The 17,727-nt window shown below is 71.5% G+C and carries 15 protein-coding genes; 4 read left to right on the top strand and 11 right to left on the bottom strand.

The genetic code is table 11. The features are described 5' to 3' along the window. Positions 1-70: 70 nt before the first annotated feature. Both ACF1AG_RS10330 and ACF1AG_RS10325 read right to left on the bottom strand, forming a co-directional pair. Positions 71-334 carry a hypothetical protein gene (locus ACF1AG_RS10330; protein ID WP_391809595.1) on the bottom strand — a complete coding sequence of 88 codons (264 nt, stop codon included), beginning with the start codon at positions 332-334 and terminating at the stop codon, positions 71-73. Continuing rightward, complete coding sequence (locus ACF1AG_RS10325) at positions 331-1,266, bottom strand: SPFH domain-containing protein (protein ID WP_387794925.1); 936 nt, start codon at positions 1,264-1,266, stop codon at positions 331-333. Before ACF1AG_RS10325 ends, ACF1AG_RS10330 begins: the two co-directional genes overlap by 4 nt. A 282-nt stretch (positions 1,267-1,548) precedes the next feature. Here ACF1AG_RS10325 and ACF1AG_RS10320 point away from each other — a divergent pair, with 282 nt between their 5' ends. Beyond that, positions 1,549-3,840: a transglycosylase domain-containing protein gene (locus ACF1AG_RS10320; RefSeq protein WP_391809594.1), complete on the top strand. Its 2,292-nt coding sequence runs from the start codon at positions 1,549-1,551 to the stop codon at positions 3,838-3,840. Between the two features lie 250 nt (positions 3,841-4,090). Here the strand turns inward: ACF1AG_RS10320 and ACF1AG_RS10315 are convergent, their stop codons facing one another. The 5 genes from ACF1AG_RS10315 to ACF1AG_RS10295 form a co-directional block, all read right to left on the bottom strand. Next, positions 4,091-6,184 carry a SpoIIE family protein phosphatase gene (locus ACF1AG_RS10315; protein ID WP_359748402.1) on the bottom strand — a complete coding sequence of 698 codons (2,094 nt, stop codon included), beginning with the start codon at positions 6,182-6,184 and terminating at the stop codon, positions 4,091-4,093. Between the two features lie 274 nt (positions 6,185-6,458). Further along, positions 6,459-7,151, bottom strand: a complete 693-nt coding sequence (locus tag ACF1AG_RS10310) for a DUF402 domain-containing protein (protein WP_359606863.1) — start codon at positions 7,149-7,151, stop codon at positions 6,459-6,461. A gap of 72 nt (positions 7,152-7,223) precedes the next feature. Beyond that, a complete protein-coding gene (locus tag ACF1AG_RS10305; protein ID WP_359606865.1) occupies positions 7,224-8,627 on the bottom strand; it encodes a class II fumarate hydratase in 1,404 nt (467 codons plus the stop codon). A 108-nt stretch (positions 8,628-8,735) separates the two neighbouring features. Continuing rightward, complete coding sequence (locus tag ACF1AG_RS10300; protein ID WP_359606875.1) at positions 8,736-10,151, bottom strand: M20/M25/M40 family metallo-hydrolase; 1,416 nt, start codon at positions 10,149-10,151, stop codon at positions 8,736-8,738. A 335-nt stretch (positions 10,152-10,486) separates the two neighbouring features. Continuing rightward, positions 10,487-12,163, bottom strand: coding sequence for a fumarate hydratase (locus ACF1AG_RS10295; RefSeq protein WP_359606867.1), 1,677 nt, complete (start codon positions 12,161-12,163; stop codon positions 10,487-10,489). Between the two features lie 145 nt (positions 12,164-12,308). On the opposite strand from ACF1AG_RS10295, the gene ACF1AG_RS10290 reads away from it, so the two are divergent. Together ACF1AG_RS10290 and ACF1AG_RS10285 are read left to right on the top strand one after the other, a co-directional pair. Continuing rightward, entirely contained in the window at positions 12,309-13,004 is a 696-nt protein-coding gene (locus ACF1AG_RS10290; RefSeq protein WP_359606869.1) for a DUF1707 domain-containing protein, read from the top strand. Between the two features lie 166 nt (positions 13,005-13,170). Further along, positions 13,171-13,545: a WhiB family transcriptional regulator gene (locus ACF1AG_RS10285; protein WP_359606871.1), complete on the top strand. Its 375-nt coding sequence runs from the start codon at positions 13,171-13,173 to the stop codon at positions 13,543-13,545. Between the two features lie 183 nt (positions 13,546-13,728). On the opposite strand, the gene glpX is transcribed toward ACF1AG_RS10285, so the two are convergent. Continuing rightward, positions 13,729-14,763, bottom strand: coding sequence for a class II fructose-bisphosphatase (gene glpX, locus ACF1AG_RS10280; protein WP_191881033.1), 1,035 nt, complete (start codon positions 14,761-14,763; stop codon positions 13,729-13,731). Positions 14,764-14,906: 143 nt separating this feature from the next. Here glpX and ACF1AG_RS10275 point away from each other — a divergent pair, with 143 nt between their 5' ends. Further along, positions 14,907-15,413 (top strand): DUF4245 domain-containing protein, encoded by a 507-nt coding sequence (locus ACF1AG_RS10275; protein ID WP_359606877.1) that lies wholly within the window; start codon positions 14,907-14,909, stop codon positions 15,411-15,413. A 78-nt stretch (positions 15,414-15,491) separates the two neighbouring features. Here ACF1AG_RS10275 and ACF1AG_RS10270 read toward each other — a convergent pair whose 3' ends face one another. The 3 genes from ACF1AG_RS10270 to xseA form a co-directional block, all read right to left on the bottom strand. Beyond that, entirely contained in the window at positions 15,492-16,082 is a 591-nt protein-coding gene (locus ACF1AG_RS10270; RefSeq protein ID WP_359604700.1) for a malonic semialdehyde reductase, read from the bottom strand. A 105-nt stretch (positions 16,083-16,187) separates the two neighbouring features. Continuing rightward, positions 16,188-16,451, bottom strand: a complete 264-nt coding sequence (locus ACF1AG_RS10265) for an exodeoxyribonuclease VII small subunit (RefSeq protein ID WP_359604701.1) — start codon at positions 16,449-16,451, stop codon at positions 16,188-16,190. Positions 16,452-16,470: 19 nt separating this feature from the next. Continuing rightward, positions 16,471-17,679 (bottom strand): exodeoxyribonuclease VII large subunit, encoded by a 1,209-nt coding sequence (gene xseA, locus ACF1AG_RS10260; protein ID WP_359604699.1) that lies wholly within the window; start codon positions 17,677-17,679, stop codon positions 16,471-16,473. Between the last annotated feature and the right edge of the window lie 48 nt (positions 17,680-17,727).

Raw genomic sequence — 17,727 nt, 5'->3', positions numbered from 1 at the left:
CTGGTTGTCACGGTTCTGTCACCGGCATCGGACACGCGTCCGGCCCCCGCCTCGTGGGGCGGGGGCCGGTTCAGCCGGAGGGTGGGGTCCCGTCCGTCGGGGGGCGGGTGCCAGGGGGCCGGCCCCGGCGGCGGAGGGGGCCCGTCTCGCCGGGAAGGCGGCCCGCCTCCGCCAGGGCGCGGCGGAGCAGGAACTCGATCTGTGCGTTCGCCGAGCGCAGCTCGTCGCCCGCCCAGCGCGCCAGCGCCTCGTACACCGCCGGGTCCAGCCGCAGCAGCATCTGCTTGCGCTGCGGCCGGCGCTGCGGGGCCGGGCCCCCGGACGGTGAGGTCACTGGTAGAGCGTCCCGGTGTTGAGGACCGGCTGCGCCGAGCGGTCACCGCACAGCACGACCATCAGGTTGGACACCATCGCCGCCTTGCGCTCCGGGTCGAGGTCCACGATGTCCTGCTCCTGGATGCGGGCCAGGGCCGTCTCGACCATGCCCACGGCGCCCTCCACGATCTGCTGCCGCGCCGCGACGACCGCGCCCGCCTGCTGCCGCTGCAGCATCGCCGAGGCGATCTCGGGGGCGTAGGCGAGGTGCGTGAAGCGGGACTCGATGATCTGCACGCCGGCCGCCTCGACGCGCGCGTGCAGCTCGACCGCCAGCTTCTCGGTGATCTCCTCCGCGTTGCCGCGCAGCGACAGGCCGTCCTCGTCGTGGGCGTCGTAGGGGTACTCGATGGCGATGTGCCGCACGGCCGCCTCGGTCTGGGTGGAGACGAACTCGATGTAGTCGTCCACCTCGAAGGTGGCCTGCGCGGTGTCCTCGACCCGCCACACCACGACCGCGGCCAGCTCGATCGGGTTGCCGTAGGCGTCGTTGACCTTCAGCACCGCGGTCTCGTGGTTGCGCACCCGGGTGGAGATCTTGGTGCGGGAGGTGAAGGGGTTCACCCAGCGCAGGCCGTCCTGGCGGATGGTGCCCCGGTAGCGGCCGAAGAGCTGCACCACCCGCGCCTCGCCCGGCGCCACCATGTTCAGCCCGCACATCGCGACGAACGAGGCGAGCGCGACGAGGATGCCGCCGGTGATGAGGCCGGCCTTCGCGCCCGTGCTCTCGACCGCCGTGGCCACGATGATCATCGCCACGCCGCCCAGCAGTCCGAGCAGGCCCAGCAGCAGGGCGAGTCCGCCGCCGATGCTGTGCGCCGGGGTCTCCCGCACGCGCGGGGCAGGCATCTCGGGCACGTCGGCCGTGACCTGCGGGTCGTGTGTGGTCATGGAGGATCCCCGCTTCTCCGCGCGCCTCGGCGCGGTCTTCTCTGTGTCTGTCGCTCTGTCTATCGACGTTCTATCTAAGTGATATCACATTACCTGTTCATGGCAACCTCCCGCGTCTCTCGCACGTCGGTTCCGTTGGGGTGGGTGCTGATTGTCACGTCCGTAAAGGCAGGATCGGCAGCCCTTTGTCATAGCTCCCGGTGTTAGCTTGCTGAGCTGACCTGAGCGGCGAACGTGTGTGCCGCATGAGCACACGGATACGAAGCGGAGCGGAACAGGCGTATGGGACGAGCGGAAGAAAGACGCGCACGACAGCGCGGCGGGCGCCGTGCGGCACCCAAGGGCCGCCGCGCTGCCGCCGCGGGCGGCCGCACCGGCATACGCCGCCTCTTCACCTGGAAGAAGATCGTCGGCACCTTCTTCGCCCTGTGCCTGCTCGGCATGGGCGCCTTCATCGTGCTGTACATGATGATCGACATCCCGGAGGGGAACGCCGACGCCGAGCTGCAGAGCAACGTCTACGAGTACAGCGACGGCAGCCTCATGGCCCGCGACGGCGACCGCAACCGAGAGATCGTCGACCTCGCCCGGGTCCCCAAGCCCGTTCAGCGCACGTTCGTCGCCGCCGAGAACAAGACGTTCTACAAGGACTCCGGCGTCGACCTGAAGGGCACCGCCCGCGGTGTCCTCAACACCCTGTCCGGCAAGGGCGCGCAGGGCGGCTCGACGATCACCCAGCAGTACGTCAAGAACTACTACCTGACGCAGGAACAGACCGTCTCCCGCAAGCTCAAGGAGCTGGTCATCTCCCTGAAGCTCGACCGGGAGAAGTCCAAGGACTACATCCTCGCCGGGTACATCAACACCAGCTACTACGGCCGCGGCGCCTACGGCATCCAGGCCGCCGCCCAGGCCTACTACCGCGTCGACGCCGAGGACCTCACCGTCGAGCAGGGCGCCTACCTCGCCGCCCTGCTCCAGGCGCCCAACCAGTACGACTGGGCGATCGCCAGCGACCGGGGCAAGAAGCTCGTCCAGGAACGCTGGGACTACGTCCTGGACAACATGGTCCAGCAGAAGTGGCTGGACGCCGGCGAGCGCGCCGGCATGAAGTTCCCCGTGCCGAAGGAGCCCAAGGCGGCCCCCGGCATGGAGGGCCAGACCGGCTACCTGGTCGAGGCGGCCAACACGGCCGTCAAGCAGCAGCTCGTCGAGCAGGGCGTCGCCGAGGACCTGGAACAGGCCAAGGCGCTGCTGGACCGCGGCGGCTACACGATCACGCTGAACATCGACAAGAAGAAGCAGAAGGCGCTGGAGAAGGCGGTCAAGGACCGGCTCACCAGCAAGCTCGACCCGAAGAAGCGGGCCGTCGACGCCGACGTCCAGGCCGGCGCCGTCTCCGTCGACCCGAAGACCGGCAAGGTCGTGGCGATGTACGGCGGCGTGGACTACGTGAAGCACTACACCAACAACGCCACCCGCAAGGACTACCAGCCGGCCTCCACCTTCAAGCCGGTGATCCTCGCGTCGGCCCTCGACCGGGGCGCCGAGACGCAGGACGGCGTGCCCATCACGGCCGACACGATCTACGACGGCGACAGCAAGCGCCCCGTGGTCGAGGACGGCGAGAAGGTCGGTTTCGCCCCGCCCAACGAGGACGACCGGGACTACGGCGACATCACCGTCCAGGAGGCGATGAACAAGTCCGTCAACTCCGTCTTCGCGCAGATGGGCGTCGACGTCGGCATGACGGACGTGATGAAGACGGCCTCCGCGCTCGGCATGAGCGACAACCTCGACCCGTTCCCGGCGCAGACCCTCGGCACCATGGGCGCCAGCCCGATGCAGATGGCCGGCGTCTACGCCACCCTCGCCAACCACGGCAAGCAGGTCACTCCGTCGATCGTGAAGTCGGTCGAGCACAAGGACCGCACCATCGAGATGCCCGACCCGGTCGGCGGGTCGGTCATCAGCCGGCGGGCCGCCGACACGGTCACCTCGGTCCTCACCGGCGTGGTCGACGACGGTACGGCGAAGACGTCCGTGCGGGACAACCCGCTGCGCGACGGCCAGCAGGTCGCGGGCAAGACCGGCACCTCCGACGACAACAAGTCGGCCTGGTTCACCGGCTACACGCCCGACCTGGTCACCTCCGTCGGCCTGTTCGGCGAGGACGCGAAGAACGGCAAGCAGGTCCCGATGTACAAGGCGGGCGGCGTCGACTACCGCGTCAACGGCGGTGGCTTCCCGGCCGAGATCTGGTCCGCGTACACCTTCGGCGTGATGGACGAGGTCTCGAAGTTCGACCTGGAGACCGAGCAGGGCGCGGGCGTGGCCCCCACCCGGAGCCCGTCGCAGTCGGAGACCGAGTCCGAGACGCCGTCGCAGACGCCGACGACGGAGGAGCCGACGACGTCGGCTCCTCCGACCACCACGTCCCCGCCGCCGACGACGGAACCCCCGTCCCAGACGCCGACGACCTCGCCGCCGTCCCAGACCGCGACGCCCCCGTCGACCCCCACCTTCGACCTACCGGGCGACCCGGACGACCCCTTCGGCAACAACCGCGAATAAGCCACAACACGCGCAGTTCCCCGCGCCCCCGAAGGGGCGCGGGGAACTGCGCGACCAGCCCACGACAACCCGCCCCCGGCACAGCTGAGCACCCCCCACGGCGGGTCGCGACCTTCCAGGGGCGCGGGGAACTGCGCGACCAGCCCAGGACAACCCGCACTTGGCAGCAGGCCGGCAGCCCTCGGCGGCGACCCACAAGAAAGGCGCCCGGTGACCTCACCGGGCGCCCTCCTCACGCGTCAGCGAACCGCTAGCCGTGGTTCAGCTCGAACCACACGACCTTGCCGGTGCTCAGCCGGGTCGCGCCCCAACGCCGGGCCAGCCGGTTCACCAGGTACAACCCGCGGCCACCCTCGTCCGTCGCGCGCGCCTGCCGCAGCCGCGGCAGCTGCGGCACGTCGTCCCCGACCTCGCACCGCAGCACATCCGTGCGCAGCAACCGCAGCGTCACCGGCCGCGACGCGTACCGCACGGCATTGGTCACGACCTCGCTGACCAGCAGCTCCACCGAGTCGGTCAGCTCGTCCATGCCCCAGCGGGACAGCTGCCGCCGGGCAAGACGCCGCGCCCGCCCGGGCGCCGCGTCCTCCGGCTCGAGGAACCAGTACGCCACGTCGCTCGGCGCGATCCCGTCGAAACGGGCGGCGAGCAGCGCGATGTCGTCGTCCCGGTCGCCCGGGCCGAGCATGTCGAGCACCTCGTCGCACAGCGCCTCCAGCGGCGGCGGATGGTCCGGCCCGGTGAGCTGCGCGGTCGCGGCGAGCTTCTCCCGCAGCTGCTCGATGCCCGTCCACACGTCTCGCAGCCGGGACTCCACCAGGCCGTCGGTGTAGAGCAGGAGCGTCGCCCCCGCGGGCGCCTCAAGCTCCACGGCCTCGAAGTCCACCCCGCCCACGCCGATCGGGGCGCCCGCGGGCACCCGCAGCACCTCCGCGCGTCCGCCCAGGTGCAGCAGCACGGGCGGCGGATGGCCGGCGTTGGCGACGGTGATGCGGTGGGCGACCGGGTCGTACACCGCGTAGAGGCAGGTCGCCATGCGGTCCACGCCGAGCCGCTGGGCCTGCTCGTCGAGGTGGTGCAGCACCTCCTGCGGCGGCAGGTCGAGCCCGGCGAGGGTCTGCGCGGTGGTGCGCAGCTGGCCCATGATCGCCGCCGACGTCATGGAGTGCCCCATCACATCGCCGACCACCAGCGCGACCCGGCTGCCGGGCAGCGGGATCGCGTCGTACCAGTCGCCGCCGACCCGGGCGGTCTCCGCGGCCGGCAGGTACCGCGACGCCAGCCGGACGCCGGTGCAGCGCGGCAGCGTCTCCGGCAGCATCGTGCGCTGGAGCTCGTCCGCGATGTACGCCTCACGCCCGTACAGCACCGCTTTGTCGATGCCCAGCGCGCTGTGCGTGGCGAGCTGCGCTGCGACCAGCAGGTCGTCGGCCTCGAACGGGATGCGCTCGGGACGCCGCAGGAACAGCGCCGCGCCGATCACCCGGCGACGGCCGCGCAGCGGCGCGAGAACCGCCCGCTGGCCGTCCGGCACCGCCGCCGCGCCCTCCTCGCCGAGCAGTTCGGGCAGCGCCGCCCGCGCGGCCGGGGCGTCCGTGAACACCGGACGGACCCCGCGCAGCACCTCGGCGAGCGCGCTGCCGGGCCGCACCGTGCACAGCTCCTCACCGACCGAGTCCAGCTCCGACGGCTGCTCCGGCGGCGCGATCGGCATGAACCCGCCGCCCTCGGTGTCCCGTTCGGCCGGGATACGGTCGGTGCGGCGCAGCCGCAGCACCAGCGGGCCCGTCGGCCGCTCGTCGCCGACCGGCAGCGGATCGCGCAGATACACCAGGATCGCGTCGGAGAAGGTCGGCACGGTCGCCCGGCACAGCCCCATCACGATCTCGTCCAGGTCGATGCCGCGGGCGATCCGCCGGGTGGCCGCGCCGACGAAGCGCAGCCGGTCCCCGTCCCGCCGCATCGGCGTGGGACGGCCCGGCCGCGTCACCTGGCCGGTGCGGCGGTCCTTGCCGCCCGGGGTCCGGTCCACCCGGCCCTGCCCGTCGGCCGGCTGCACAGGAATGCCGTCCGGCGCGGGCCGCGGACGATGGGCGTCCGGCTCCGCGTCCGGACCGGCGCCCGGCTGGGAGTGCTCGGACGCGGGACCGTCCGCCGCGTCGGGCCCGCCCGGGGTGACGGCGCCGGGCGCGGGCGGTTCACCGCCGGAGCGGCCCTGTGCCGGTAAGGCGGCCCCCGTACCGGCCGGGGAACGCAGGAACGCCCCGCGGGGATCCGCGGGGTCCACGCCCGGCTGGGGGCGCTCGAAGGAGGTCGGCTGCTCCGTCACGCGTGTCGAGTCCATCCGTCCGGCGCACGCCGTGCGCGCGGTTCGCTCCGCCGAAACTCCGATACCCGGAACAGGCGCCCCCGGAACGGATTTCGCGTGTGGTCAGAGGTTGTTCCTGCGACGCCGGCCGGCCGTCGTCGGCCCGTGCCGGTGTTTCCGTACCCCTCGCTCACGTCCTGCCGCCCCTCGGTGACGTCCGTTCAAGCTTCCTGCGCGCTCCGGTGGTTGCTGCTCCGCGCCCTTGCGGACGACGATCCTACGTTTCCTGCCCGGGGGCGCAGCAAGGGTCTCACGGGGACGCGTGCGCCGCTGTGCGGTCCCAGTCCTGTGGAAGTGACGGTACCGTCCAGGACGGATCCGGACGCCAGTTCTCCCAGCCGTCCGAGAACGGCGGCCCCCAGGCGTCGATCACCGCGACCGCGGCGCGCCCGGCCTCGCGCACCCGCCGGGCCAGCGCGGGGTCCATGAGGCCGTCCCGCCGGGCCTGCGCGAACTCGTCCTCGTCCCGCCAGTGCCAGGCGCCGTCCGGCTGCACGGAGATGTCCAGGAAGTGGTCCTCGGAATCCACCCCGCCCGCCCAGCGGACGAGCGGCTCCTCCAGGTTCACGTACCAGTTCTTGAACCGCCAGCCCGGCTCCCAGAACAGCCACACCGACCAGGGCTCGCCGGGCCGGGCCAGCTTCAGCACGCCGGTGCCGAACCAGCGGTCCTTCTGCACCGTGCGCGGCTTGGTGTAGCGCGTGGCGAGGGGTTCCCGGTGGACCGGGGTGCCGTCGGCGAGGACGGGCTTCACACACTCGGTGCCCGGCGCCATCCAGACGGCGAGCAGCTCCGAGTCGTCGCGCACGACCGTGACGGGGCGCGCGATGTGGATGCGCGCGCCGCCGTTCTCCCGGTACCGCCACAGGATCTGCGTCCCGGGCTCCCAGTGACGGGCCGCTCCGCCCGCGTGGCCGCGCATCGTGGTTCCACCCTCTGTCATGCGCAGATATTAGGTGGCCGGACCACACAGCGCTGCGGCACCCGTCACGGTTCACCCCCGGCGCGCCAGGCTTTACGGCCGTGTCATCCGCAGGACATCCAGCGCCTCGTCCAGCTGTTCCACCGTCAGGTCGCCGCGCTCGACATAGCCGCCCTCGAGCACGACCTGACGGATGGTCCTGCGTTCCGCGAGCGACTTCTTGGCGACCTTGGCGGCCTCCTCGTAGCCGATGTACTTGTTCAGCGGGGTGACCACGGACGGCGAGGACTCGGCGTACTCGCGGGCCCGCTCCCGATCGGCGACGATCCCGTCGACCGTGCGGTCGGCGAGGAGGCGGGAGACGTTGGCGAGCAGCCGCACCGACTCCAGCACGTTCTTCGCGATCACCGGCAGCATCACGTTCAGCTCGAAGTTGCCGGAGGCGCCGGCCGCCGCGACGGTCGCGTCGTTGCCCGTGACCTGGGCGCACACCATCAGCACGGCCTCCGGGATCACCGGGTTGACCTTGCCCGGCATGATCGAGGAGCCGGGCTGGAGGTCGGGCAGGGCGATCTCGGCGAGCCCGGTGCGCGGACCGGACGCCATCCACCGCAGATCGTTCGCGATCTTCGTCAGGCCGACGGCGATCGTGCGGAGCTGCCCGCTGGTCTCCACCACGCCGTCCCGGGCGCCCTGCGCCTCGAAGTGGTTCCGCGCCTCGGTCAGCGGCAGCCCGGTCGCCCGCGCCACCTCCTCGATGACGGCGGCGGAGAACCCGGGCGGGGTGTTGATGCCGGTGCCGACGGCGGTGCCGCCCAACGGCAGTTCGGCCAGCCGGGGCAGTGAGGCGTTCAGCCGCTCCACGCCGTACCGCACCTGGGCCGCGTAGCCGCCGAACTCCTGGCCCAGCGTGACGGGCGTGGCGTCCATCAGGTGGGTGCGCCCGGACTTCACCACGTCCGCGAACTCCTCCGCCTTGCGCTCCAGCGCTGCGGCGAGGTGCTCGAGCGCCGGGACCAGGTCCCGGGTGACCGCGGCGGTGGCGGCGATGTGCAGCGACGAGGGGAAGACGTCGTTGGACGACTGCGAGGCGTTGACGTGGTCGTTGGGGTGGACGTCCCGGCCCAGCCGCTCGGTGGCGAGGGTGGCGATCACCTCGTTGGTGTTCATGTTGGACGAGGTGCCGGACCCGGTCTGGAACACGTCCACCGGGAAGTGATCGTCCCACCGGCCTTCCGCCACTTCCGCGGCCGCCTCCTGGATCGCCTCGGCGATGTCCTCGTCCAGCACCCCGAGCCGGGCGTTCACCTTGGCCGCGGCGCCCTTGACGCGGGCCAGCGCCTCGATGTGGGCGCGCTCGAGGCGCTGCCCCGAGACGGGGAAGTTCTCCACCGCGCGCTGGGTCTGCGCCCGCCACTTGGCGTCCGCGGGGACCCGCACCTCTCCCATGGAGTCGTGCTCGATGCGGTAGTTCCGGTCGTCGTCCGTCGTCGTCATGGTGTACCTCCGTGGAGCACAGCAGCGGTGTCGGACGAGCGTATTCCCCGAAACGCCGTCCGCCCCGCCGCGTGTAGCGCGGCGGGGCGGGGGACCCGTGGGGGTGAGTCAGGCGCTCTGCAGGCTCACGTCGTCCAGCAGGAAGCCGGTCTGCAGGCTGTAGTCCTCGGTGGCGGTGAAGGTCACGGTGACCGTCTGCCCGGCGTACCCGGACAGGTCGGCCGACCGCTGGATCCAGCCGCCGCCCGCGTGCACGTTGGACCAGGTCGCCGACGTGGACCCGTTCACCCGGACGGTGAAGGTGTCGTACGCCCGGCTGCCGGACTCGGCGGTCTCTATCTGCAGCCAGAAGACCAGCGACGCGCGTGTGCAGTCCGCCGGCACGGTCACCGTCTGGCTCACCGACTCGGTGCTCGTGGAGCCGTTGCCGCCGAGCCAGGCGAAGCGGGTGCCGCCGTGCGCGGTCCGGCCGGAGTGGGCGGCGATGACCGCGGTGGTCCCGGTCCAGGGCGCGGTCCCGCTCTCGAACCCGCCGTTGCCGACGGCCCCGGCCGGGTCGCAGGTGCCCCCTCCGCCGCCGGTGCCGACGGCCTGCTGCCACAGGGTGTACGCGATGCCGTCGGCGGCGCGGTCGAGACCGGTGGTGTTGATGTTGGTCAGCGTGTCGCACGCCCGGTGGTAGCAGGGGTCGTACGCCGAGCCGGAGGTGCCGCCCCACTTGGCGGCCTGCGCGGAGGTCTTGCGGGCGCTCGCGCCCATCGCGTAGCCGGACGTGGGGATGGAGTACCGCTGGAAGGAGTAGTCGTCGCTGCGGCCGGCGCCTTCGGTGTTCTCCTCGGGGCGGAGGCCGAGCGAGTCCCAGTACGCCTTCATCGGCGCGGCGGCCGCGGAGGTGATGTGGTTGATGAAGTAGCCGCCGTTGAGCGAGGCGACCATGTCGAAGTTGTAGTACGCCTTGATCCTGGCGCGTTCCGCCGAGGACAGCGTGCGGACGTAGAAGTAGCTGCCGTTGAGGCCCTGCTCCTCGTCGGTCCACCAGGCGAAACGGACGCGGTTGCGCATGTCCGGGTTCTCCCGGGCGAGCGTCAGGGCGTTCTCCAGCAGGGCGGCGGAGCCGGAGCCGTTGTCGTTCATGCCGGGTCCGGCGGAGACGCCGTCGAGGTGGGCGCCGAACATGTAGACGCTGTTCGCGTCGCCCCGGGGCCATTCGGCGATCAGGTTGGGGCCGGCGCCGCTGGTGCAGCCGGAGGTGCAGGGCTGCTCGGTGACGGTGTATCCGGCGGCCTGCAGCTTGCCCTTCACGTAGGCGACGGAGTCGCGGTAGCCCTGGGTCGTGGACCGGCGGTTGCCGCCGTTGCGGGCGGCGATGGCGCTGAGCTCGTCGAGGTGGGCCCGGACCGCGGCGACGCTGATGTCGGGGGCGGCGAGGGCGGTGGTGGAGGCGGGGGACGTGCCGGACGGGGTGGCCGCGGCGGGGAGTGTGCCGAAGCCGAGCACGAGGGCGGCGAGCAGGGTGCCCGCCATGGCGAATCTTCGTTTCACCTGGACTCCTCCGGACGGTGGCTGTGGGGTTGCCACGCGGTGGCCCATGCATGGCATGTGCATGCCGGGCTGTCAGGAAGAGTCACAGTGGTTGTTGATCGAATCAACGGCACGGGGTGGGCGGGGCGAGGTTTGTCCGAAAGTGGTACAGGGATTCCGGTATGCGGACACGGGCGGGGGCGGGCCCGGGGAGTTCGCCCCCTCCGCCCCTTCCCGTCCCCGGGGTGCTGCCTCGGACCCCGCTCCTCAAGCGCCGGAGGGGCTGTTGGCAACCCGTCCGGCGCTTGAGGACGAGGCCCGTCAGGGCCGGTACAGGCTCAGGCGAGCCCAGGCCCCCGCACCGGAATCGACGTGAACGTCGGCTGGGGCGCCGGGTCCTGGAAGAAGTCGTTCCCCTTGTCGTCGACGACGATGAACGCGGGGAAGTCCTCGACCTCGATCTTCCAGACCGCCTCCATCCCCAGCTCCTCGTACTCGACGACCTCCACCTTCTTGATGCAGTCCTGCGCGAGCCGCGCCGCGGGACCGCCGATGGAGCCCAGGTAGAAGCCGCCGTGCGCGGCGCACGCGTCGGTGACCTGCTTGCTGCGGTTGCCCTTCGCCAGCATCACCAGCGAGCCGCCGGCCGCCTGGAACTGCTCCACGTAGGAGTCCATCCGCCCGGCCGTGGTGGGGCCGAAGGAGCCGGACGCGTAGCCCTCGGGCGTCTTCGCGGGGCCGGCATAGTACACCGGGTGGTCCTTGAGGTACTGCGGCATGTCCTGGCCCGCGTCCAGCCGCTCCTTGATCTTGGCGTGCGCGATGTCGCGCGCCACGACCAGCGGGCCGGACAGCGAGAGCCGGGTCTTCACCGGGTACTTGGACAGCTCGGCGAGGATCGCCTTCATCGGCTGGTTGAGGTCGATCTTCACGACGTCGCCGGCCTCGTCGAGCTGCTCGTCCGTCGTCTCCGGCAGGAAGCGCGCCGGGTCCGTCTCCAGCTGCTCCAGGAAGACGCCCTCGGCGGTGATCTTCGCGACGGCCTGGCGGTCGGCGGAGCAGGACACGGCGATGGCGACGGGGCACGAGGCGCCGTGCCGCGGCAGCCGCACCACACGCACGTCGTGGCAGAAGTACTTGCCGCCGAACTGCGCGCCGATGCCGATCCTCTGCGTCAGCTCGAAGACCTTCTCCTCGAGCTCCTTGTCCCGGAAGCCGTGCCCGAGCGGCGAGCCCTCGGCGGGGATCTCGTCCAGGTAGTGCGCGGAGGCGTACTTCGCGGTCTTCAGCGCGTACTCGGCGGAGGTGCCGCCGACGACGATCGCCAGGTGGTACGGCGGGCAGGCGGCCGTGCCCAGCGAACGGATCTTCTCCTCCAGGAACTTCATCATGGAGGCCTCGTTCAGCACGGCCTTCGTCTCCTGGTACAGGAACGACTTGTTGGCGGAGCCGCCGCCCTTGGCCATGAAGAGGAACTTGTAGGCGTCGCCGTCCGTCGCGTACAGCTCGATCTGCGCGGGGAGGTTGGAGCCCGTGTTCTTCTCCTCCCACATGGTGAGCGGAGCCATCTGCGAGTAGCGCAGGTTGAGCTTCTGGTACGCGTCGTAGATGCCCCGCGACAGGGCCTCCTCGTCGCGGCCCGCGGTCAGCACGTTCTGCCCGCGCTTGCCCATGACGATCGCCGTGCCGGTGTCCTGGCACATGGGCAGCACGCCTGCCGCCGCGATGTTCGCGTTCTTCAGCAGGTCCAGCGCGACGAACTTGTCGTTGCCCGACGCCTCGGGGTCGTCGATGATGCGGCGCAGCTGGGCGAGGTGCGCGGGGCGCAGGTAGTGCTGGATGTCGCGGATGGCCTCCTCGGCGAGCTTGCGCAGCGCCTCCGGCTCGACCTTGAGGAACGTCCGGCCGTCGGCCTCGAAGGTGGACACACCTTCGGAGGTCACCAGCCGGTAGGGGGTGGTGTCCTCTCCCATGGGGAGCAGATCGGCGTACTCGAACTCAGGCATCTCGCCCATTCCTCACTCGACGGAAGACCGCCCGCCTCCGTCGGCGGGCCTTCCCAGCCTAGGACCTGCCCCGGGCGCCGATCCTGTGAGGTTGTCCTCAGTTGTCCGCGCCGCGGGGTAGTCGCGATCTATCGCGTTTGGGTACGCTGCTGTCGTGGACCTTCAGAAGCACGCCCAGCAGCCGGACACGACGCCGCGGAGCGCCGAGCTGCGCGCCTCCGACGCCGACCGGGACCGCATCGTCGAGTTGTTGCACGACGCGCACGCCGAGGGCCGGCTCACGGCCGACGAGCACGCCGAGCGCGTCGAGGGTGTGCTGACCGCCAAGACGCTGGGTGAGCTGGAAGGGTTCATCCAGGACCTTCCCGCCGCCCACGAGCGGCGCGCGGCCCCCTTCTCCGCGCCCGGGCGCCCCGCCGCCGGCGTCTTCCCGGCCGACCCCGACGACAACGTCGTCGCGGTGTTCAGCGCCGCCGCCCGCAAGGGCCGCTGGCGCACCGGCCGCCGCATCCACGCGTACGCGGTCTTCGGCAGCGTGGAGATAGACCTCAGCGAGGCGCTGTTCGACCACCAGCAGGTGATGATCAAGGCGTTCTCCGTCTTCGGCAGCGTCGAGATCCGCGTCCCGGAGAACGTGTCGCTGCGCGGCACCGGCGGCGGCGTGCTCGGCGCCTTCGAGGTGACCCCGCAGGACTCGCCGGACGACAACGCCCCCGTGGTCTACGTCGACGGGTGGGCGATCCTCGGCAGCGTTGAGGCCCGTCCCAGGCGCGGCAAGCTCGTGAAGGACATCCTCGACCGCGTGCAGCGCACGGTCGACCGCAGCATGCGCAAGCACCTGGGGCACTGAACACGGCGCGGGCCGAGGCCCGTTGGGGACTCTGTGCATAGGCGCGCGCACATCGGGTAAGCCTTGACGCATCGTCTCCTTGGAGGGCGCCAGGGATTCACGCCGGGCCGACCCACGTGCATCCACGGCACTCGCCAGCTCGCGAAGCCGTCGTCAGGAGTAGACCGTGCTGCAACCGCCGCATTCGTCCCTGCAGGTAGCCGCCGTTCCGGCCCAGCGAGTGGCAGCGCGGGACAGGGACCAGGACGCCCCCTGGCACACCGAGGCGGTGTGCCGGCGCGACGAGGCGGGCCTGTTCTTCGCGCCGTCGAAGGAACCGACCGCCGCGCGGCTGTCCCGCGAGGAGGCGGCCAAGCGGGTCTGCGCCCGCTGTCCGGTCATGGTGGAGTGCCGCGAGCACGCCCTGCTCCAGCCCGAGCCCTACGGCGTCTGGGGCGGCCTGACCGCGGCGGAGCGCCGCGTCGTCCTGGCCCGCCGCAGGCGCCGCGAGATGGAACTGAAGAAGGCCACCCGCCAGAACCGCATACCCGCGGCAGGCTGACCGCCGAGCAGCGAAAAAGGGCGTCCCCTCCGCACAGGGAACGCCCTTCTTCAGCTCACCCGGGGGCGCGGGGACGCCGATGCCGTCCCGACACCGGCCGGAGCGGCACCCTCAGGGGCGCGGGGAACTGCGCGGCCAACCCCCACGCACCCGCACCCGCCAAGCGCCGCAGGCACCGCGCCGCTACTTGGCGCGGTCGAAGTCGACCGCGCTGTACGCCCGCAGCTTGCTCAACCGGTGCTCGGAGTCGATCCGCCGCACCGTCCCCGACTTCGACCGCATCACGATCGAGTCGGTCGTAGCCGTCTCGGACCGGTACCGCACACCCCGCAGCAGCTCGCCGTCGGTGATGCCGGTCGCCACGAAGAACACGTTGTCCCCGGTGACCAGGTCCTCCGTGGTCAGCACCCGGTCCAGATCGTGCCCCGCGTCGATCGCCCGCTGCCGCTCCTCGTCGTCCTTCGGCCACAGCTTGCCCTGGATGGTGCCGCCCAGGCACTTCACGGCGCAGGCCGAGATGATGCCCTCGGGGGTGCCGCCGATGCCCAGCAGCAGGTCGATGCCGGTGCCCTCGCGCAGTGCCAGGATCGAGCCGGCCACGTCGCCGTCGGAGATCAGCTTGATGCGCGCCCCGGTCTCCCGGATCTCCTTGATGATGCCCTCGTGCCGCGGCCGGTCCAGGATCACCACGGTGACGTCCTCGGGGGTGACCCGCTTCGCCTTCGCGACCCGGCGGATGTTGACGCTCACCGGGGCGTTGATGTCGACGAAGTCCGCCGCCTCCGGACCCGTGACCAGCTTGTCCATGTAGAACACGGCCGACGGGTCGAACATCGAGCCGCGCTCGGCCGCCGCCAGCACCGCGATGGCGTTGGTCATGCCCTTGGCGGTGAGCGTGGTGCCGTCGATCGGGTCGACCGCGATGTCGCACTCGGGGCCCGTGCCGTCGCCGACGCGCTCCCCGTTGAAGAGCATCGGGGCCTCGTCCTTCTCGCCCTCGCCGATGACGACGACGCCGTTCATCGAGACGGTGGAGACCAGGGTGCGCATGGCGCGCACCGCGGCACCGTCTGCGCCGTTCTTGTCGCCGCGCCCTACCCAGCGGCCCGCTGCCATCGCGGCCGCCTCGGTGACCCGTACGAGCTCCAGGGCGAGGTTGCGGTCGGGGGCCTCGGAGGGGACATCGAGCTCGGACGGCAGGTGGTGGTGTTCGGTCATCGGAGCGCACCTTTCTGTACGACGACGGCCGGATGAGGGTATGGCCATGACTCTATCGCCAGGCAGACAAAATGAGCAGGGGACCCCACGGATGAGCGCTCCGGGCACCTGCGACGATAGGGGGCGTGGCAGGAACGAACAGCATGCAGAAGTCGGCCAGGGACATGGTTCTGTCCCTGGCGCTCATCGTGCTCGCGGCGGGAGTGGTGTGGCTGTTCCTCCCGCACACGGACGGTGAGCCCGAAGTCAAGCGCGTCGACTACCGCGTCGACCTGCTGACCGCCCGCCGGGCCGCCTCCTACCCGGTGGCCGCCCCCGAAGGGCTGCCCGAGGAGTGGAAGCCCACCTCCGTGCGCTACCGCGCCGCCGAGGACGAATCCTGGCACCTGGGCTTCCGCACCCCCGACGGCGAGTACGCGGCGGTCGAGCAGTCCTCCGGCAAGCGCAAGGCGTTCATCGAGAAGAAGACGCAGCGCGCGGAGACGACCGGGGACGCCGAGCGGATCGACGGAAAGACCTGGACGCGCTACGAGGGCGAGCACTACGACGCCCTGGTCCTGGAGGACACGTCGGGCTCGACGACCGTGGTGACCGGCACGGCGTCCTTCGGGGAGATGGCGAAGCTGGCGGAGGCGCTGCGCACGGAGTGACCGTCGCACACGCACAGCAGGGGCGGGGCCCCGGATCACCGATCCGGGGCCCCGCCCCTGTCCGCCGCCGGGCGCGGCTCAGACGGTGGTGACGACCTGCTCGTACTCCAGGCGCGGGCTGCGAGGGAACCAGGCGTCGGGGCCGGGGCGGCCGATGTTCACGACCATCAGCGGGGTGTGGTCGTCGTCCAGGAACTCCTTGCGGAGCCCCTCCATGTCGCAGCCGGTCATCGGGCCGGCGGCCAGACCGGCGGCGCGGACGCCGATGATGAAGTACGCGGCCTGGAGGGCGGCGTTCAGCGCGGCGGAGCTCTCACGGACCGGGCGCTCGCCGAAGACGGCGTCCCTGGCCTGGGGGAAGTGCGGGAAGAGGTGCGGCAGCTCCTCGTGGAACTCGTTGTCCGCGGAAAGGATCGCGACCAGCGGGGCGGCGGCCGTCTTGGTCCGGTTGCCCTCGGCCATGTGCCGCACCAGGCGCTCGCGCGCCTCGGGGGAGCGGACCAGCGTGATGCGCAGCGGCGACTGGTTCATGGACGTGGGGCCGTACTTGATCAGGTCGTAGACCGCCTGCATCTGCTCGTCGGTGACCGGCTCGTCGGTGAACGTGTTGGCGGTGCGAGCCTCGCGGAACAGCAGGTCCTGAGCGGCGGAGTCGAGAACGAGAGACATGGGGAACCTCTTGGGGGTGCGGCGGCCCGAGCGGGATTAGCGGACCGCGGTCCGGTTTACGCGACGAGAGTACCCCTGTGAAGTTCAATGTTCAACCGAAGAGGTTTAACGCTCAACCGAAGGTCGGTTCTCCTCGGCGGCCTCGGCCTCTTCCTCCTCCGCGAGCGCCGCGTCCAGCCGGGCACGGGCCCCGTCGAGCCAGCGCCGGCACACCTTCGCCAGCTCCTCGCCCCGCTCCCACAGCGCGAGCGACTCCTCCAGCGACGTACCGCCCGCCTCCAGGCGGCGCACGACCTCGATCAGCTCGTCCCGCGCCTGCTCGTAGCCGAGCGCCTCGGCCACCGCCGTCTGCTCCATCTTTCCGGTCATTCCGGTCATTCCGTCCACCCTATGCATCGACTCGTACCGTGAACTCGCCCGCGGACACCCGCGCCCGGAGCGCCTCGCCCGCCTCCACCTCACCGGGAGCGCGCACCGCGTGCCCGTCCTCCCGCTGCAGCACGGCGTACCCCCGCTTCAGCGTGGCGGCGGGGGAGAGGGCCACCACGCGCGCGTGCGTGTGCGTCAGCTCGGAGTCCGCCCGGTCCAGCTGATGGCGCAGCGCCCGCCGCCCCCGGTCCAGCAGCATCGACACCTCCTCACCGCGCGCGTCGATCATCCGGTGCGGGTCCTGTACCGACGGCCGGGCCAGCGCGTGCGCCAGCCCCCGCTCCTCCCGCTCCAGCAGGGCGCCCACACAGCGGCGCGCGCGGTCCCGCAGCATCCGCACCCGCTCGTACTCCTCGCCCACGTCCGGCACCACCTTCTTGGCGGCGTCGGTCGGAGTGGAGGCGCGCAGATCCGCGACCAGGTCCAGCAGCGGGCTGTCCGGCTCGTGCCCGATCGCCGACACGACCGGTGTGCGGCAGGCCGCCACCGCCCGCACCAGCTGCTCGTCGGAGAACGGCAGCAGGTCCTCCACGCTGCCCCCGCCCCGCGCGACGACGATCACGTCCACGTCCTCGAGCGCGTCCAGCTCCTTCACGGCCTGGACCACCTGCGGCACCGCGTGCACCCCCTGCACCGCCACGTTCCGCACCTCGAAACGGACCGCCGGCCAACGGTGCCGCGCGTTCTCCAGCACGTCCCGCTCGGCCGCCGACGCGCGCCCGCACACCAGCCCGATCAACTGCGGCAGGAACGGCAGCGGCTTCTTCCGCTCCGGCGCGAACAGCCCCTCCCGCGTCAGCGACCTCTTCAGCTGCTCCAGCCGCGCCAGCAGCTCCCCGACCCCCACCGGACGGATCTCCGCGGCCCGCAGCGACAGCTGGCCCCGGGGCGCGTACCACTCCGGCTTGCAGTGCACGACCACCCGCGCCCCCTCGCTCACGACGTCCGCGACGGCGTCGAACACCTGCCGGTAGCAGGTCACCCCCACCGAGATGTCGTGCGACGGGTCGCGCAGCGTCAGGAACACCACGCCCGCGCCGGGACGCCGCGACAGCTGGGTGATCTGCCCCTCCACCCACACCGCGCCGAGCCGGTCGATCCACCCGCCGATGAGCCGCGACACCTCTCCCACCGGCAGGGGGGCTTCCGCGGACGTGTTCACAGCCATGTCCGCGAGCGTAGTGCGCCCCGCCGACACCGGTGCGCCGCCACCGAC

The sequence above is a fragment of the Streptomyces sp. NPDC014764 genome (assembly GCF_043082785.1).
Taxonomy (GTDB): domain Bacteria; phylum Actinomycetota; class Actinomycetes; order Streptomycetales; family Streptomycetaceae; genus Streptomyces; species Streptomyces althioticus.
This window is presented reverse-complemented; position numbering and strand designations above follow the sequence as displayed.

Bases quoted from the DNA above. Each gene is read 5' to 3' on its own strand.
- ACF1AG_RS10315 (WP_359748402.1), bottom strand. From the start codon at position 6,184: ATGGACTCGACACGCGTGACGGAGCAGCCGACCTCCTTCGAGCGCCCC.
- xseA (WP_359604699.1), bottom strand. From the start codon at position 17,679: ATGGCTGTGAACACGTCCGCGGAAGCCCCCCTGCCGGTGGGAGAGGTG.
- ACF1AG_RS10305 (WP_359606865.1), bottom strand. From the start codon at position 8,627: ATGACGACGACGGACGACGACCGGAACTACCGCATCGAGCACGACTCC.
- ACF1AG_RS10310 (WP_359606863.1), bottom strand. From the start codon at position 7,151: ATGACAGAGGGTGGAACCACGATGCGCGGCCACGCGGGCGGAGCGGCC.
- ACF1AG_RS10270 (WP_359604700.1), bottom strand. From the start codon at position 16,082: ATGTCTCTCGTTCTCGACTCCGCCGCTCAGGACCTGCTGTTCCGCGAG.
- ACF1AG_RS10295 (WP_359606867.1), bottom strand. From the start codon at position 12,163: ATGGGCGAGATGCCTGAGTTCGAGTACGCCGATCTGCTCCCCATGGGA.
- glpX (WP_191881033.1), bottom strand. From the start codon at position 14,763: ATGACCGAACACCACCACCTGCCGTCCGAGCTCGATGTCCCCTCCGAG.
- ACF1AG_RS10275 (WP_359606877.1), top strand. From the start codon at position 14,907: ATGCAGAAGTCGGCCAGGGACATGGTTCTGTCCCTGGCGCTCATCGTG.
- ACF1AG_RS10300 (WP_359606875.1), bottom strand. From the start codon at position 10,151: ATGGCGGGCACCCTGCTCGCCGCCCTCGTGCTCGGCTTCGGCACACTC.
- ACF1AG_RS10325 (WP_387794925.1), bottom strand. From the start codon at position 1,266: ATGACCACACACGACCCGCAGGTCACGGCCGACGTGCCCGAGATGCCT.
- ACF1AG_RS10265 (WP_359604701.1), bottom strand. From the start codon at position 16,451: ATGACCGGAAAGATGGAGCAGACGGCGGTGGCCGAGGCGCTCGGCTAC.
- ACF1AG_RS10320 (WP_391809594.1), top strand. From the start codon at position 1,549: ATGGGACGAGCGGAAGAAAGACGCGCACGACAGCGCGGCGGGCGCCGT.